This is a genomic window from Planotetraspora thailandica (genome assembly GCF_016863335.1).
GTDB classification, from domain to species: domain Bacteria; phylum Actinomycetota; class Actinomycetes; order Streptosporangiales; family Streptosporangiaceae; genus Planotetraspora; species Planotetraspora thailandica.
The window spans coordinates 1-15,156 of record NZ_BOOR01000012.1; the positions used below are offsets into that span (position 1 = coordinate 1).

Consider the following 15,156-nt stretch of genomic DNA (forward strand, 5'->3'; position numbering starts at 1 on the left):
CAGGTATGCAGGCCAGAACGGCTGGGAGATCACCACGTCCGCGTCGGGCAGTTCACGATCGAAGACCGAGCCGGGGCCCTCCTTGTCGGAGGTGACGACCAGCGTGTGCCCGCGCTCCTCAAGGAAGCGGCGCAGCCCGAGCTCGCCGGACACGCTGCCAAGCAGGTGCCCGGGGGCGAAGTCGACGGCCTTCGGCGTCGGCAGCGTCTGGCCGCCGGGGTAGTGGTCGATGACGGGCAGATCGTCCCGGGCGTACGTCGAGGGGTAACCGTCGACCGGGTCGTCGTACAGGACGCACAGCACTTTCGCCATGATGTCGGCTCCTCGTTGAGAGACGGCGGCTGACATCTCTACCCTCCGTGCGCGCGTATTCGCACGTCAAAGCGAAAATTTCTATTACGGCATAGAAAACCTCTATCGCTACGCCATGGGTACGAGGTGGTCGCCCAACAGCCGGTCGAGGACGTCGCGCAGATCCAGGCCGCGGGCCACGTCGAGCAGCGCCCGCGCCAGCACCGGCTCGGGTTCGCGGTCGGCGACGACGAGCCCCACCCGCGGCGCCACGGCGGGCCGTTCCATCCGGACGACCCGCATGCCGTCGGGCACGCCGAACATGTAGAGCCAGGCATGCGCGATCACACTCGACCAGCGGTGCGTGGCGACGTGGGCGTACAACGCCGAGACGGTGTCGGTCTCGATGGCGGGGACGGCGACGGCACCCGCGGCACGGAACGCGGCGTCGAGCAGGCGCCTGTTGCGCATCTCGGGGGCGAGCAGGCACAGGGGGAGCGCGGCGACCTCCGCCCAGCGCACGACGTCGCGGCCGGCCAGCGGGCTGTCGTCGGGGGTGAGTAGCAGATAACGCTCCTCGTAGAGCGGGCTGGCCCGCACCCCTCCGAGCTCCTCGTCGTCGAGGTAGGTCATCGCCACGTCGATCTCGAACTCGGCCAGCTGGCGGTTGATCTCACGGGACGACAACGACGTCAGCGAGACCCGGGCGTGCGGATGGCGCTCGCAGAACGGCGTGGTGATCAGCGACGCCGCCGTCAGCGCCGTCGGGATCGCGCCCATCCGCAGCGTGCCCGACAGGCTCTCGCGCATCGTGGACAGGTCGTGCCGCAGCGCGTCGCACTCGGCGAGGATGCGATGCGCCCAGAGCAGCACGCGTTCGCCTTCCGGTGTGAGCCCGGCGAAACGCTGCCCGCGCCGTACAAGAGGAACGCCGAGCTCGCGCTCGAGTTTGCTGATGGCAGCGGACAAGGACGGCTGGGATACGTGGCAGGCCGCGGCGGCGCGGGCGAAGTGGCGCTCCCGGGCGAGGGCGACCAGATATTCCAACTGGCGCAACAGCACGCCACAGGATGTCGCGAATGAGCGCTCCCGTCCAGAGTGATGTCCTCCCTTCGGAGGGGCCGGTCTCCGTGAGCGCTCAGGGTTCGCCCAATACGATGCTCCGCATGCGTGCAGTCGGCCGGTGGGAGGTGAGACCCGCGCCGGTGGCCGTCCTTTCGGTCGTGCTCGCCGCGCTCGCCCTGGCCGGTCCTGCGTCCGCCGCGCCGCCCGACCCGCTGCTGCCGCTGGCCCGCTCGATCGCGCGGGAGCATCCCGCCATGTGGACCCAGGCCTCCGTGGCGCGGGGCACGCACGTCGTCGTCATCGGCGCCCCCTCCGCTCTGGTCCGCGAGATCACGGCGCTCGCCGAGCAGGCCGGCCGTACGGTCGCCGCGGTGTGGGGACGGCCGGCCGACGCGGTCATCCTGGTGCCCGCGACCGGCGAACAGGCCGCCGAGCTCGTCGCGCCCGCGCGCGTGGAGGGCTTTGCGGCGTTCGCGGGGGCGGATCGGGTCGTCATCGACCCTGCGGGGTTCGCCCGGCTGACCCCGACCGGACGCCAGGTCGTGCTGACGCACGAGCTGACCCACGTGGCGACCGATGCGGCGGGCGACCCGGGGATGCCGGCGTGGCTGCGGGAGGGCTTCGCCGACTACGTCGGCTACCTCCACAGCGGGCTTCCGGTGGCGACCGTCGCGGCCGAACTGAGCCGGGACATGCGCGCGGGGGCCGCCCCGGCGCGGTTGCCGCCGGACGCCGACTTCCAGGCCGGATCGACGCGTCTTCCGCAGGCGTACGAGGAGGCGTGGCTGGCCTGCCGGTACATCGCCCAACGTTTCGGGGAGCGGCGGCTGGTCGCCTTCTACCGCGAGGCGGGGCGCACGGGCGTGCCGAGGGCTCTGCGGAGCACACTCGGCATGACCGTGCCCGGTCTGACCGATGCGTGGCTGGAGTACGTCACCCGGCTGCTCACGCCGGCGGCCGCGTCGTGACGCCGGGTTCCTCACCGACGTGCCGGCCCACGCCCGTGCATGATCACGCCGAGCGTTCTCCCTGGTCAGCGGGAACATCGCCGAACTTCTGCATGATCACGATGGGAGTTGTGCCTGGTCAGCGGGAATATCGCCGAACTTCTGCATGATCACGCGCAAAGGGGGAGGGGATGATCGATGGGGTATCTCGGGAAGGTGTGGATGATCGGGCGAAAGGGCGGGTGGGCATGGGGAGGGCGCTGATCGTCACCAACGACTTTCCTCCTCGGGCGGGAGGCATCCAGGCGTTCGTCCACGGGCTGGCCTCCCGGCGGCCTCCGGACTCCGTGATCGTCTACGCCCCCCGGTGGAAGGGTTCCGAGGCCTTCGACGAGCGGCAGCCGTACGAGGTGGTCAGGCATTCCGGCACCCTCATGCTGCCCACGCCCGCCGTCGCGAGGCGTGCGGCGGAGCTCGCGGACGGGTGCGACACCGTGGTCTTCGGCGCGGCCGCCCCGCTCGGGCTGCTCGCCCCCCGCCTGCGGGCGGCCGGCGCCGGCCGGGTCGTGATGCTCACCCACGGGCACGAGGCGGGGTGGGCGCGCCTGCCCGTCGCCCGCGACCTGCTGCGCCGCATCGGGGAGGGCGCCGACGTGGTGACCTACCTGGGCGACTACACCCGCCGCAGCCTCGCGTCCGTGATCCCGGAATCCAAGCTCACCCGGCTCGCGCCGGGGGTCGACGTCTCGGCCTTCCGCCCGGGGGCGGGAGGCGCGGACGTACGGAAGTCGCTCGGGATCGAGGACAGGCCGGTGGTCGTGTGCGTGTCGAGGCTCGTGCCGCGAAAGGGCCAGGACATGCTGATCCGGGCCTGGCCCCTCGTGCTGCGGCGACTCCCCGACGCGGCCCTGTTGCTCGTCGGCGGAGGGCCCTCCCGCACCGCGCTGCAGCGGGCCGCCGCCGGACTCGTCGCCCGGGGGTCGGTCGTGTTCTCCGGGCCGGTGCCGTGGGCCGACCTGCCCGCCCACTACGACGCGGGTGACGTGTTCGCCATGCCCTGCCGCACCCGGCTGGCCGGTCTCGACATCGAAGGTCTCGGCATCGTCTATCTGGAGGCCTCCGCGACCGGCCTCCCTGTCGTCGCCGGGTCGTCCGGGGGCGCCCCCGACGCCGTACGGCAGGGCGAGACCGGCCTGATCGTCGACGGCACCTCGCCCGAGCGGATCGCCGAGGCGCTGGTCGAGCTGCTGTCCGACCCGGCCGCGGCCCGCGCGATGGGCAAGCGCGGCAGAGCGTGGATCGAGGAGCAGTGGGGATGGGACAGGGTCGCGGACAGGTTCGAGCGGATCCTCACCGGCACCGCCGTCCCGGATTCCCCCAGACACTGAGACGCAGACACTGAGGCGGCTTTGGCGGAGCCGGTGACGCCCGCCTCAGCCGTACAGCTCGTCGAGCTGCTTGGCGAAGTCGCGCATCACGAGGGCGCGCTTGACCTTCAGCGACGGCGTCAGGTGGCCGCTCTCCTCGGTCAGGTCGGTGTCGAGGATGACGAACTTCTTGATCTGCTCCGCGTGGGAGACCATGCGGTTGGCGACGTCCACCGCGCTCTGCACCTCGGCGAGCAGTGCGGGGTCGGTGTGGGAGACCTCCGCCTTCCCGTTCGACTGCCTCCACTGCTCCACGGCCTCGGGGTCGAGCGTGATGAGCGCCCCGATGAACGGCTTGTCGTCGCCTACCACCATGACCTGGCTGATCAGCCGGTGCGCCCGGATCGCGTCCTCGAGCGGGGCCGGCGCGACGTTCTTGCCGCCCGCGGTGACGATGATCTCCTTCTTGCGGCCGGTGATGCTCAGGTAGCCGTCGGCGTCCAGTTCGCCGACGTCGCCGGTGTGGAACCAGCCGTCGGGGTCGACGGCCTCCTTGGTGGCGCGCTCGTTGTTCCAGTAACCGTCGAAGACGTGACGGCCCTTGACGAGGATCTCGCCGTCCTCGGCGATGCGGATGCTCACGCCGGGGAAGGGCTTGCCGACGGTTCCGATCTTGTTGGCGCCCGGCATGTTGACGGTGGACGGTGCGCTGGTCTCGGTGAGGCCCCAGCCCTCCAGCACCTCGATCCCGACGCCGCGGAAGAAATGGCCGAGCCGCTCGCCGAGCGCCGACCCGCCGGAGACGGAGGTCCTCAGATTGCCGCCGGTGGCGGCGCGGAGCTTGCTGTACACGAGTTTGTCGAATACCGCGTGCTTGAGCCGCACGCCGAGCCCGGCGCCACCGGAGCTTTCCGCCCTGCTCCACGCGATGGCGGTGTTCACCGCGGCGTGGAAGATCTTGCCTTTGCCCTCGGACACGGCCTTCTGCTCCGCGCCGTTGTACACCTTCTCGAACACGCGGGGCACGCCGAGCAGGAACGTCGGCTTGAACGCCTGCAGGTCGGGGGCGACGTTCTTCATGTTGGGCGTGTGGGCGAGCACGGTGCCCGTCTCGATGAGGACGACCTCGATGATCCGGGCGAGGCTGTGCGCCAGCGGCAGGAACAGCAGCGCCGCCCTGTCGTCGACGTCGAAGAGCCGCTCCAGCGGCCCGAGGTAGATGTTGCGGGCGGTGAATACCAGGTTGTCGTGGGTGAGCCGGCAGCCCTTCGGCATGCCCGTGGTGCCGGAGGTGTAGATGATCGTGGCGAGGTCGTGGCCGCCCCTGATAGACCGGCGCTCGGCGAGGACGTCGTCGGACACCTCGGACCCGAGCGAGGTGAGCGCGGCCAGGCCGCCGCCGTCGATGCGCCAGATCAGGGAGAGCGCGGGGACGGCCTCGCGCACGGCCTCCTCGTGGGACTCGGATTCGACGACGGCCGCCTTCGCGCCGCTGTCGGTCAGGATCCACTTCACCTGGTCGACGGAGGAGGTCTCGTAGACCGGCACTCCGACGGCGCCGGCCGCCCAGATGGCGTAGTCGACGACGGTCCACTCGTACCGCGTGCGCGACATGATGGCGACCCGGTCACCCGGCTCCACGCCCGCTGCGATCAGACCCTTGGCCACGCCGGCGACGTCGTTGCGGAACTCGGCGGCAGTGACCGGATTCCAGGGGGCGCCGGGCGCCTCGCCCTCCTTGCGCCGGATCACGACGGTGGACGGCGCGTCGGCCGCACGCTGGAACACCACGTCGGTGCAGTTGGCGGATAGGGGCACGTCCACCAGCACGGGAACGCTGTACTCGCGCACGGTCACTCCTCCAATAAACGTTCGTCCATGTTCAGAGGCACCCACCAGTCCCGGGGCCGGCCCGAGATCTCACCGGACGTTACCGGGCCACGTCAGGCAGCGGTAGGTATACGGGGTCAGACATCGGCAGATCCGTCATGCAAGCGCTGTCCGTGATTGAGCGCACGCTATCAGTGTCCCCATGTGGGCAGGGGACGACGCGAATCTCGGCCAAGCGATTGTTCACCGAACGTGGCGGATTACGATGGCCCGCATGCGCGTACACGTGGTCAGCGACGTTCACGGCAGGGCCGACGCGCTGGCCCGTGCGGGAGACGGTGCGGACGCACTCGTCTGCCTCGGCGATCTCATCCTCTTCGTCGACTACAGCGATCACTCGCAGGGGATCTTCCCCGACCTGTTCGGCCCTGAGAAGGCCACCGAGTTCATCGGCCTGCGCGCGGCGGGACGCTTCGAGGCGGCCAGGGCGATGTCGGCCCTGCTGTGGGCGGAACTCGGCGGAGACCCCCGCGACCACATCGAGTCGGCGGTACGGCGGCAGTACGAGCAGATCTTCGCGGCGATGCCCGAGCCCGCCTACCTGACCTACGGGAACGTCGACCTGCCGCCGCTGTGGAACGACTACCTGCGCCCCGGCCACCAGGTGCTCGACGGCACGACGGCGGAGATCGGCGGCCTCACCTTCGGTTTCGTCGGCGGCGGCCTGCGCACCCGCTACCGCACGCCGTACGAGATCGACGACGAGGAGTTCGCGCGCAAGGTCGAGGCGGTCGGCCGGGTCGACGTGCTGTGCTGCCACATCCCGCCGGCCGTTCCCGAGCTGCTGTACGACGTCGTGGCACGGCGGTTCGAGCGGGGCAGCGAGGCCACGCTGGAGGCGATCAGGATGACGCAGCCGAGATACGCCCTGTTCGGGCACGTCCACCAGCCCCTGGCGAGCAGGACGCGCATCGGCAGGACCGAGTGCGTCAACGTCGGCCACTTCCGCGGCCGCGGCACGCCTTTCGCCCTGGAATGGTGAAGTACGGTTAGCCCATGGCTGATCGGACCACATCGAGTGTCACCATCCGCGCGGACAAGGCCACGATCATGGCAGTGATCGCCGACTTCCCCGCCTATCCCGAGTGGGCCGGCCAGATCAAGAAGGTCGAGGTCCTGGAGGTCGGCGAGGACGCGAAGCCGGCCAAGGTCCGCTTCGTCGTCGACGCCGGCGTGATCAGCGACGACTATGTCCTGGCCTACGACTGGGCCGGCGACTCGGTCGTCAGCTGGGAGATCGCCGACGCGGGCCGGATGGTCTCGGGCCTGACCGGAAGCTACCGGCTGGAGGACGCCGCCGACGGCACCGACGTGACCTACGAGCTCGCCGTGGACCTCAAGGTCCCGATGATCGGCATGATCAAGCGCAAGGGCGAGAAGATCCTCATCGATACGGCGCTCAACGGGCTCAAGCGGCGCGTCGAGGGCCGATGAGGGTCCTGCTCTTCACGGGCAAGGGAGGCGTCGGCAAGACCACCGCGGCGGCGGCGACCGCCACCCTCGCCGCGAAGCGCGGGCTCAAGACCCTGGTCGTCTCCACCGACACCGCCCACTCCCTGGCCGACGCCCTGGCCGCCACCGCCTCGGAGCAGCCGGTGGAGGCCGCGCCGGGCCTCTTCCTGCAGCAGGTCGACACCCAGAAGTCGCTCGAACGCCACTGGGGAGAGCTGCGCGACTACATCAGGAACCTGTTCGGCGAGCTCGGCCTCGACGAGATCACCTCCGAGGAGATCACCGTCCTGCCGGGCGCCGAGGAGATCCTCGCGCTGCTCGAGCTGCGCGAGCAGGCCCGCACCGGCACGTGGGACGTCATCGTGGTCGACTGCGCGCCCACCGCGGAGACGCTGCGGCTGCTCGCCCTGCCCGAGGCGTTCGACTGGCACGTCAGCCGCCTGCTTCCCGTCGGCAGGCGCGTGCTGCGGGCGATCTCGCCGGTCGTCCGGCACGTCGCCAGGGTGAGCGCCCCGGGGGCCGAGGTCGTCTCCGCGGGGGAGCGGCTGCACCGCGCCCTGCTGGAGATCCGCGAGCTGCTGACCGGCGACCTCGCCTCCGTCCGGCTGGTCTTGACGCCCGAGGCGGTCGTGGTCGCCGAGGCCCGCCGCACGCTGACCTCCCTCAGCCTGTACGGCTACCGCGTCGACGCGGTGATCGCCAACCGGGTCTTCCCCGCGGAAGGCGCCGACGAATGGCGGAAGGGATGGGTGGAGGCCCAGGCCAGGCAGCTCGCCGAAGTCCACGAATCGTTCGCCCCGCTCCCGGTCCGCCTCGTGCCGTACCTCCCGGCCGAGCCGGTCGGGCCCGCCGCCCTCGCCGAGGTGGCCGAGACGTTGTATGGCGACGCCGACCCGTTCGCCCGGCCGGACGTCGAGCCGCCGCTGCGCCTGTCAGCCGACGAACTGGTGCTGGCGCTGCCCCTCGCGGACAAGTCGGACGTGGATCTGGCCCGCAAGGGCGACGAGCTGATCGTGACGGCGGGTCCCCACCGCAGGGTGATCGCGCTGCCGATCGCCTTGGCCCGCAGGGACGTCGCGTCGGCGGCGCTCCGCGACGGCTTCCTCCGGGTACGGTTCGAGGCAGGAGGGGCGAAATGACAGAGCACGACAAGGAGAACGGCGGATCCGGCTCCCGCAGGCAGGACCCGCTCGGCTCGGCCGCGGAAGAGGCGATGAAGCTGTTCGACGCGCTCCAGCAGCGCGTGGGCCGCGAACTCGGCAAGGGCATGCTGAAGGGCGGTGCCGACGGTCTCGGTATCTCCTTCGGAGGGCGCGGCGGCCGCCGCGACAACGACGACGTCTGGAGTGAGGCGGTCGCGGGCGGGCACGACGACGGCTACATCTGCCGGGCGTGCCCGGTGTGCCGGGTCATCGCCGCGCGGAAGGAGTCGGGCGGCGACGTCGCCGATCACCTGATCGCGGCCGGGGGAGAGCTGTTCGCCGCGATGAGGCAGGCGTTCGACGCCTTCCAGCGCTCGGCGTCGCCGGGCTCGTCCGGACCTTCGGGCGCGTCCGGCGGATCGGGTTCGGCGGAGTCGCCGGGATCGTCCGGTGCGCGGCGGGATGAACCCCGAGTGGAACACATCGATCTCGGCTGATTTGATCAGCCTGATCAATTGGACCCGGGCGACGGCCCTGGTCGCGTTCCGGCCGCTTGGCGCGTGCCGTACGGTCTCACCCGAGCCCGTGCGGCCCGCGGCACGATCGCGCGGCTCCAGGTCGGGAGGAAGACACCATGGCGCTCACCATCGGCGTTGACGTAGGCGGAACGAAAATCGCTTCAGGGGTGGTGGACGGCGACGGGCGGATCGTCGCGCGCACTCTGCGGCAGACACCTGCCGACAACCCGGAGAAGGTGGCCGTCACCATCGCCGACTCGGTGTCGGAGCTGGCCGCCGGGCTCGACGTCGAGGCGGTCGGCGTGGGCGCCGCCGGGTTCGTGGACGAGACCCGGTCGGTCGTCAGGTTCGCGCCCAACCTCGCCTGGCGTGAGGAGCCGCTGCGCGAGAAGGTCAGCGAGCTGGTCGGCCTGCCGGTGGTGGTCGAGAACGACGCGAACGCCATGGCCTGGGGCGAATACCGCTTCGGAGCGGGCCGCGGGGAGACCCACGTCGTCTGCGTGACCGTGGGCACCGGCATCGGCGGCGGAATCGTCTTCGACGGCGCGCTCTACCGCGGCCGGTGGGGCATGGGCGCCGAGCTCGGCCACACGCAGACGATCCCCGGCGGCGTGCCGTGCGGATGCGGCAACCAGGGCTGCTGGGAGAAGTACGCCAGTGGAAACGCCCTGCTCCGGCATGCCAGGGAGCGGGCGTCGGCCGACCCGTCCTCCGCGGCGCACATGCTCGGCCTGGTGGACTCCCTCGACGACCTGCGGGGCGAGCACGTCACCGCCGGGGCCCGGCACGGCGATCCCGCCGCCCTGGAGGCGTTCGACTGGATCGCCGGCTGGCTGGCCCAGGGGTTCGCCGACCTCGCCGCGATCCTCGACCCGGGATGCTTCATCATCGGCGGAGGCGTCTCCGGCGCCGCCGACCTCTTCGTGGACAAGGTCCGCGCGGGCTACGCCGAACGGGTGACCGGCCGCGGCCACCGTCCCCTCGCGGAGATCCGGGTGGCCGAGCTCGGCCCGTCGGCGGGGCTCGTCGGCGCCGCCGACCTGGCCAGGTCGCGCTGAGCGGCGGCCGGGCTGTGAACGATTCGGAGGTCGTCGCCTGAGGTGCTGAGGGTCGCGACCTACAACGTGCGCTCGTTACGCGACGACCGCGACGCGCTGATCCGCGTCATCCGGGCGATGCGGCCCGACGTCTTGTGCCTGCAGGAGGCCCCCCGCTTCTCCTCGTGGCGCCGCAAGCGGCGGCTGCTGGCCCGCGACGCCGGCATGCTGGTCGCCGCGGGGAACAGGGCCGGCGGGGTGGCGGTCCTCACCGGCCCGGGCGTGCGGATCCTCCACGCGCGGGGGCACATGCTGCGATGGATCCCCGGCCTGGAATGGCGGGCCATGGCCGTGGCCGTGGTCGACAAGGACGGCGAGCGGATCGCGGTCGCCTCGGCCCATCTCGATCTCGTGGCCGCGGCGAGACTCCGCCACGCCGCACAGATCGTGCGGATCCTGGACGGCGTTGCCGCGGCGTCCGGGGCGCCCGCCGTCCTAGCCGGCGACGTCAACGAGACGCCGGGCGGGCCGGCATGGAGGCTTCTGGACGACCGGTACCCCGACTGCATGCCCCGATCGGGGCGCTACGAGCCGCATCCGGCGGCCGGTGGCGGGTATCTGGCTGCCGACGGCGGGTCTCCGGCGGTCGGGCCCTCGGCGGGAGACCACACCTTTCCGGCGTGGCGGCCGGCCGCGCGCCTCGACGCGATCTTCGCGGACGCCGGGCTGACGGTGCTCGGCTACGGCGTGCCGGCGGCCCCCGCGGAGGACCTTCGCCGGGCGACCGACCATCTCCCCGTTTTCGCCGACATCGCACGCATGTAGCGCCAAACACTGCTGGTCTCCGTATTCCGTACAGGTCGCGACAGGGCATCGCTTCGAGTGCGGAAGCATGACCTGTTGCGCGGTGCGCTCCCCGATCCCCGTACGATCTGTTCATGACCCGCCGCCTGGTACGGCGTGCGGTGCCGGTGTGTGTGCTGCTCGTCGTGCTCATCGCGGGTTCCTTCCTGCACGCCACATCGGTGGCCCACGCGCGCACGGACCCGGGCCGCCATGAGGCGGGCCGGGGGACGCCTCAGACCGAGGTCGCCCAGAACGCGTCGTCGGCCAGGTTGCAGCCCGACGGCTCGTTGTCCGACATCGCCGGGACGGCGGCCGACGACCTTTGGGCCGTGGGTCAGCAGAGCGTCTGGGACGTCTGGATGAACCGCGGCGTGATCACCCACTGGAACGGCTCCTCGTGGTCCGAGGTGGGGATCCGGGGCGACGCCTCAGGCGCGGCCCACCTGCGTTCGGTGGCCGTCGCCGCTCCCAGAGAGGTCTGGACCGTCGGCGAAGGCCACGACGGCCTGCCGTACATCGCCAAGGGCTCGGTGGACGGGTTCGACCGCGTCAACGTGCCGCAACTGCGCTCGGGCGACTGGCTGGGCGGCGTGGCCGCCGCGACGGGCAGGGTCGTCGCGGTCGGCAACAGGAACGACAAGACGTTCATGGCGGTCACGTCCGGCCCGACCAAGGGCACGGTGTGGACCACGGCGCAAGGCCCCGACGGCGTCCTCTACGGCGTGACGATCACCGGCAAGTCAGACGGATGGGCGGTGGGCGACACCGGGTCGCAGCCGCTGATCATGCGGCTGACGGGCACCGGGTGGAAGAGCGTGCGGCTGCCTGCGGTCAAGGGAGGCTTCCTGAGGGACGTCTACGCCGGCGACCGCAAACACGCGATGGCGGTCGGAGGCGTCTACCAGGGCAACGGCAAGATCGCGCCCCTGGTGTTCGAATGGGACGGCAAGCGCTGGTCCCGGCAGGACCCGCCGCAACACCGGGCTGAGCTCTACGGCGTGTCAGGGAACGGCGACGGCACCTACTGGGTGTCGGGATACGACCCGAGTCACCCGTCCGAAGGGTTCGTGTTGCGCAGGCACGGCTCCACGTGGACGACGATGCGCGGCCACATGGCCTCGGGGGACAGGATCGTGCGGCTGCAGGGCGTCACCCGCGTGGCGGACCTGACCGTGGCCGTCGGCAACGTGGTCGACGCCGACGAGCACTACACCGACGTCGTCGAGCGGTTCGGGCCTCCGGCCGCGAAGGATTCCGCGGCCGCCTCGTCCGGCTGAAAAGCCGTCCGGGCGGTGCCGCGGGGAGTCGTTCCCGCCGGTGCCGGCTAAAGAGTGGCGTGCAGGGCGGCGCCGGCTGAGGAGTCGTCGTGCGCCGGTGCCGCCTGGGCCGACCCTTCAGAGGACGGCGCCGTCGTCCCAGCCGGAGTCGGGGGGCGGGCCGTCTCCCATGCGGACGACCAGCGTGACGAAGCCGGCGATGAACGCCGCCACGGCCAGGAACACCACCCAGCCCTCCATGGGCCAGTGGAGCACGGCGGCGAGTAACAGGTAGGCGGGGCCGCCGAACAGCGCCAGCCACGAGAGCCTGCTGACGGCGTCGCCGCGGGGGAGCGGAGGAGGCGGCGGGGGCACGTAGTGTCCCTCGTCGTCCGGGTCCTGGCCGGAGGCGCCGTCGGCGTCGTCGCCCGCGTCCTCGTCCACCCGGGTGAGGGCGTCGCCCCCGTCCTGCTCGACGGCCTCTGCCGGGACGTTCTCCCGGTCAGGCCATGGCTGATCGGCCGAGGGGTCCTCGGCTGTCTCGTTGAAGGAGGCGACGATCTGACGCCAGACCTCGTCCTCGTCACTTTGGGGCGTCACTTCGATCCCTGGTCACAGATCCTTCGTCAAGGGTACAGAGGCGTGGGAGCGGATGAAGTCGAGGCTACCCTCGAAGATCGAGCCTGCGTCGTTGTCGAGGGTGGCGACGTGATAACTGTTCACGAGTTCCCTCGTCTCAAGGTTGTCCCCCATCCTCGCCCGCAGGAACGCCACACTCGCCGGTTTGACCACATGGTCATCGCGGCTGTGGAATACCAGCACCGGCTGGGTGATCTTGTCGAGATCCGACTGGACGAGTTTCCAGAGCTTCGGCAGCGTCGAGGCCGCCCGTACGGGCGTGCGCGAATAGCCGACCTCGGCCATCCCCTCCCGCTTGATGTCGCCCACAACGCCCGGAACCGAGGGCAACATCCACTTCAGGGCGGGGGCGAGCCGGAGCAACGGCGTGTCGTTGACGATGGACGGGTTGACCACGACCACGCCCCGCACGCCGTCGCCGTGGATCTCCGCCAGCCGCAACGCCATGCAGCCGCCCAGCGAGAGCCCCATGACGAACACCTCGGAACAGTGCCCGCGCAGGTCCGCGAGCGCCTTGTCCAGCGATGCGTACCAGTCCTCCCACCGTGTCCGGTTCATCTCCTGCCACGTCGTGCCGTGACCCGGAAGCCGCGGCAGCGCGACCGTCACTCCGGCCCGCGCCAGATATTCCGCCCACGGGCGTAGAGCCTGCGGGGATCCGGTGAATCCATGGCACAGCAGGACGCCGACCGCCCCGCCGTCGTGGTGGTACGGCTCCGCGCCTGGCATCACTGGCATGGAAACCTCCGCGTCGCAGGGCCAATCCGGCTCTTTTCGCCCGATAGTCGCACGTAAGGCGTCGTTAGTGCGAGAGGGCGGCGCGTGCGAAGATGACTTCACATGCGATCGTGGAGGTGCCTGAGTGTTCTATTGGGTGTTGAAGGCCGTCCTCTGGCCGATCCTCCATTTCGTGTTCCGCCCGTGGGCCGAGGGCGTCGACAACGTGCCCAAGGAGGGGCCGGTCATTCTGGCGGGCAACCACCTGTCCTTCGCCGACCACTTCTTCGGGGCGCTGCCGCTGGGGCGTAAGGTCATCTCCCTCGGCAAGGCCGAATACTTCACCGGCCGCGGCATCAAGGGCATGTTCAGCCGAGCTTTCTTCTCCGGTGTCGGCACCGTCCCGATCGACCGTTCTGGCGGCAAGGCCAGCGAGGCGGCGCTGCGCACCGGTCTGCGCATCCTGAAGGAGCAGCAGGTGCTCGGCATCTACCCCGAGGGCACCCGCTCGCCGGACGGCCGGCTGTACAAGGGCAAGACCGGTGTCGCCCGCCTGGCGCTGGAGTCGCGCGCTCCCGTCATCCCCTGGGCGATGGTCAACACGTTCGAGATGATGCCGCCCGGCCATCCGCTGCCCAAGCTGGGAATCCGCCCCGGTGTCCGGTACGGCAAGCCCCTCGACTTCTCCCGCTACTACGGGATGGAGAACGACCGCCTCGTCCTCCGCGCGGTCACCGACGAGATCATGTACGCCCTCATGGAGCTGTCCGGCCAGGAATACGTGGACAAGTACGCGGCGAGCGCCAAAGTCGAGCTGGCCCGGGCCGCACGGGAAGCCTCCTAGGGCCTGTTTCGAAGTTCGCCAGGCGGCAGGGCGCCGGACACCCACGGGGGATGCCCAGCGCCCGGCGTGAAAACGATGCCGCGTCAGCCCCTACGGACGTCGACGTAGACGTCGGTCGTCGTGGCCGCGCCTGTGGTGGAGTCGCCAGGGAAGTACCAGCGCCAGTAACCGTCGGCCGAGGCCTCCACGGAGGTGCTCAGACGGCCGGTACGGCCGGTCTTGATCGACTTCACCGTGGAGTAGGTGGGCGTACCGGCCCTGCGGAACTGCAGCTGCACGTTTTGGCCGGCGTAGCCGCCGTACGTGCTGTCGTCCCAGTCGGCACGGGTGAGTTCGCCCGTGGCACGGATCTTGCCCTTCCCGCCGGAGACACCGGCCTTCAGCTTGCCCTCACGCTTCACCTGCGTGAGGACGGCCACGCCCTGAAAGAGACCTGCGGCGGTCACCTGTGCCTTCCAAGGGCCACCGGCCATGGCGTTGCGCAGGTGGCCCTGAATGTAAAGCGGATTGGTGAAATCGCAGGTCATAGTGGTGGCGTTGGGGTATTCGCAGACGTGTCTGGTGCTGATGCCGCCGATGACTCCGCCTTCGCCCTGCCACGTCCCGTGCTCCAGGTAGGCACTGACGGGGCCATCGAAGGCGCCGCTCGGGTCGGTGACAGTGATCGACATGGTGAAGGTCGAGTCTTCGGTTCCGACGACGATGTCCTTGCCGCCGTTGACGACGACGCGGTCGATGTGCGGTTGGTCATCCGCCTTGGCGACAGGCGCGGAAGGGACCGGAGCGCCGGAAGCAGCGGCCTGGCCCGGCTCTGCCGGAACAGAGTCGGCAAAGGCGACGCCACCGAGGCCACTTGTCATCACTGCACTGAACGTCATGGTCGTAACGGCCAGCCGGAGTTTCCACGAAGACGAGGTGGTCGGCTGCACCCGGTGCGAAGAATGTACGTGTTTCATTTTTTCTCCTTAATTTAATGCACGCGATTTGCGCGAAATGTGTTGGTTTCTGATTCGGCACGGAGACCGTGACCACGGCCGCCGTGGGAATTCGCCGAACGGGCGTCTCCGGCTAAAGCGCGCGGAGTATCACGACAGAAATCGTCCGGCGACGTCTCGTCAGGGCTCTGGGGCCTGCCGCGAGCGGAC

At 70.4% G+C, this 15,156-nt stretch carries 15 protein-coding genes and 1 pseudogene; 10 read left to right on the forward strand and 6 right to left on the reverse strand.

Annotated features, from left to right (window positions below):
* Together Pth03_RS10905 and Pth03_RS10910 are read right to left on the reverse strand one after the other, a co-directional pair.
* Positions 1–312, reverse strand: a pseudogene (locus Pth03_RS10905) (NAD-dependent formate dehydrogenase); the annotation flags it as partial.
* Positions 313–420: 108 nt separating this feature from the next.
* On the reverse strand, positions 421–1,353 hold the full coding sequence (locus Pth03_RS10910) for a LysR family transcriptional regulator (protein ID WP_373318524.1): 933 nt from the start codon (positions 1,351–1,353) through the stop codon (positions 421–423).
* A 104-nt stretch (positions 1,354–1,457) separates the two neighbouring features.
* Here Pth03_RS10910 and Pth03_RS10915 point away from each other — a divergent pair, with 104 nt between their 5' ends.
* Both Pth03_RS10915 and Pth03_RS10920 read left to right on the forward strand, forming a co-directional pair.
* Positions 1,458–2,324 (forward strand): hypothetical protein, encoded by an 867-nt coding sequence (locus tag Pth03_RS10915; RefSeq protein WP_203944073.1) that lies wholly within the window; start codon positions 1,458–1,460, stop codon positions 2,322–2,324.
* 227 nt (positions 2,325–2,551) lie between these two features.
* Positions 2,552–3,691 (forward strand): glycosyltransferase family 4 protein, encoded by a 1,140-nt coding sequence (locus Pth03_RS10920; protein WP_203944074.1) that lies wholly within the window; start codon positions 2,552–2,554, stop codon positions 3,689–3,691.
* Positions 3,692–3,736: 45 nt separating this feature from the next.
* Here the strand turns inward: Pth03_RS10920 and Pth03_RS10925 are convergent, their stop codons facing one another.
* On the reverse strand, positions 3,737–5,521 hold the full coding sequence (locus tag Pth03_RS10925; protein ID WP_203944075.1) for an AMP-dependent synthetase/ligase: 1,785 nt from the start codon (positions 5,519–5,521) through the stop codon (positions 3,737–3,739).
* 253 nt (positions 5,522–5,774) lie between these two features.
* Between Pth03_RS10925 and Pth03_RS10930 the strand changes: the two genes are divergently transcribed.
* The 7 genes from Pth03_RS10930 to Pth03_RS10960 all read left to right on the forward strand — a co-directional run bounded on the left by Pth03_RS10930 (position 5,775) and on the right by Pth03_RS10960 (position 11,832).
* Positions 5,775–6,542: a metallophosphoesterase family protein gene (locus Pth03_RS10930; RefSeq protein ID WP_203944076.1), complete on the forward strand. Its 768-nt coding sequence runs from the start codon at positions 5,775–5,777 to the stop codon at positions 6,540–6,542.
* A 14-nt stretch (positions 6,543–6,556) separates the two neighbouring features.
* Entirely contained in the window at positions 6,557–6,994 is a 438-nt protein-coding gene (locus Pth03_RS10935) for an SRPBCC family protein (RefSeq protein WP_203944077.1), read from the forward strand.
* Positions 6,991–8,151, forward strand: coding sequence for an ArsA family ATPase (locus tag Pth03_RS10940; RefSeq protein ID WP_203944078.1), 1,161 nt, complete (start codon positions 6,991–6,993; stop codon positions 8,149–8,151). The genes Pth03_RS10935 and Pth03_RS10940 overlap by 4 nt, the downstream gene beginning before the upstream one ends.
* Complete coding sequence (locus Pth03_RS10945) at positions 8,148–8,651, forward strand: hypothetical protein (RefSeq protein ID WP_203944079.1); 504 nt, start codon at positions 8,148–8,150, stop codon at positions 8,649–8,651. Before Pth03_RS10940 ends, Pth03_RS10945 begins: the two co-directional genes overlap by 4 nt.
* A gap of 137 nt (positions 8,652–8,788) precedes the next feature.
* Positions 8,789–9,730, forward strand: coding sequence for an ROK family glucokinase (locus tag Pth03_RS10950; protein ID WP_203944080.1), 942 nt, complete (start codon positions 8,789–8,791; stop codon positions 9,728–9,730).
* A 42-nt stretch (positions 9,731–9,772) separates the two neighbouring features.
* A complete protein-coding gene (locus tag Pth03_RS10955) occupies positions 9,773–10,534 on the forward strand; it encodes an endonuclease/exonuclease/phosphatase family protein (RefSeq protein WP_239118928.1) in 762 nt (253 codons plus the stop codon).
* Between the two features lie 113 nt (positions 10,535–10,647).
* Positions 10,648–11,832 carry a hypothetical protein gene (locus Pth03_RS10960; RefSeq protein ID WP_203944081.1) on the forward strand — a complete coding sequence of 395 codons (1,185 nt, stop codon included), beginning with the start codon at positions 10,648–10,650 and terminating at the stop codon, positions 11,830–11,832.
* 117 nt (positions 11,833–11,949) lie between these two features.
* On the opposite strand, the gene Pth03_RS10965 is transcribed toward Pth03_RS10960, so the two are convergent.
* Together Pth03_RS10965 and Pth03_RS10970 are read right to left on the reverse strand one after the other, a co-directional pair.
* Positions 11,950–12,411 (reverse strand): hypothetical protein, encoded by a 462-nt coding sequence (locus tag Pth03_RS10965; RefSeq protein ID WP_203944082.1) that lies wholly within the window; start codon positions 12,409–12,411, stop codon positions 11,950–11,952.
* 12 nt (positions 12,412–12,423) lie between these two features.
* Positions 12,424–13,188, reverse strand: a complete 765-nt coding sequence (locus tag Pth03_RS10970) for an alpha/beta hydrolase (protein WP_203944083.1) — start codon at positions 13,186–13,188, stop codon at positions 12,424–12,426.
* Positions 13,189–13,312: 124 nt separating this feature from the next.
* On the opposite strand from Pth03_RS10970, the gene Pth03_RS10975 reads away from it, so the two are divergent.
* On the forward strand, positions 13,313–14,011 hold the full coding sequence (locus Pth03_RS10975; protein ID WP_203944084.1) for a lysophospholipid acyltransferase family protein: 699 nt from the start codon (positions 13,313–13,315) through the stop codon (positions 14,009–14,011).
* 83 nt (positions 14,012–14,094) lie between these two features.
* Here the strand turns inward: Pth03_RS10975 and Pth03_RS10980 are convergent, their stop codons facing one another.
* Positions 14,095–14,871: a hypothetical protein gene (locus tag Pth03_RS10980; protein WP_203944085.1), complete on the reverse strand. Its 777-nt coding sequence runs from the start codon at positions 14,869–14,871 to the stop codon at positions 14,095–14,097.
* Positions 14,872–15,156 lie beyond the last annotated feature (285 nt).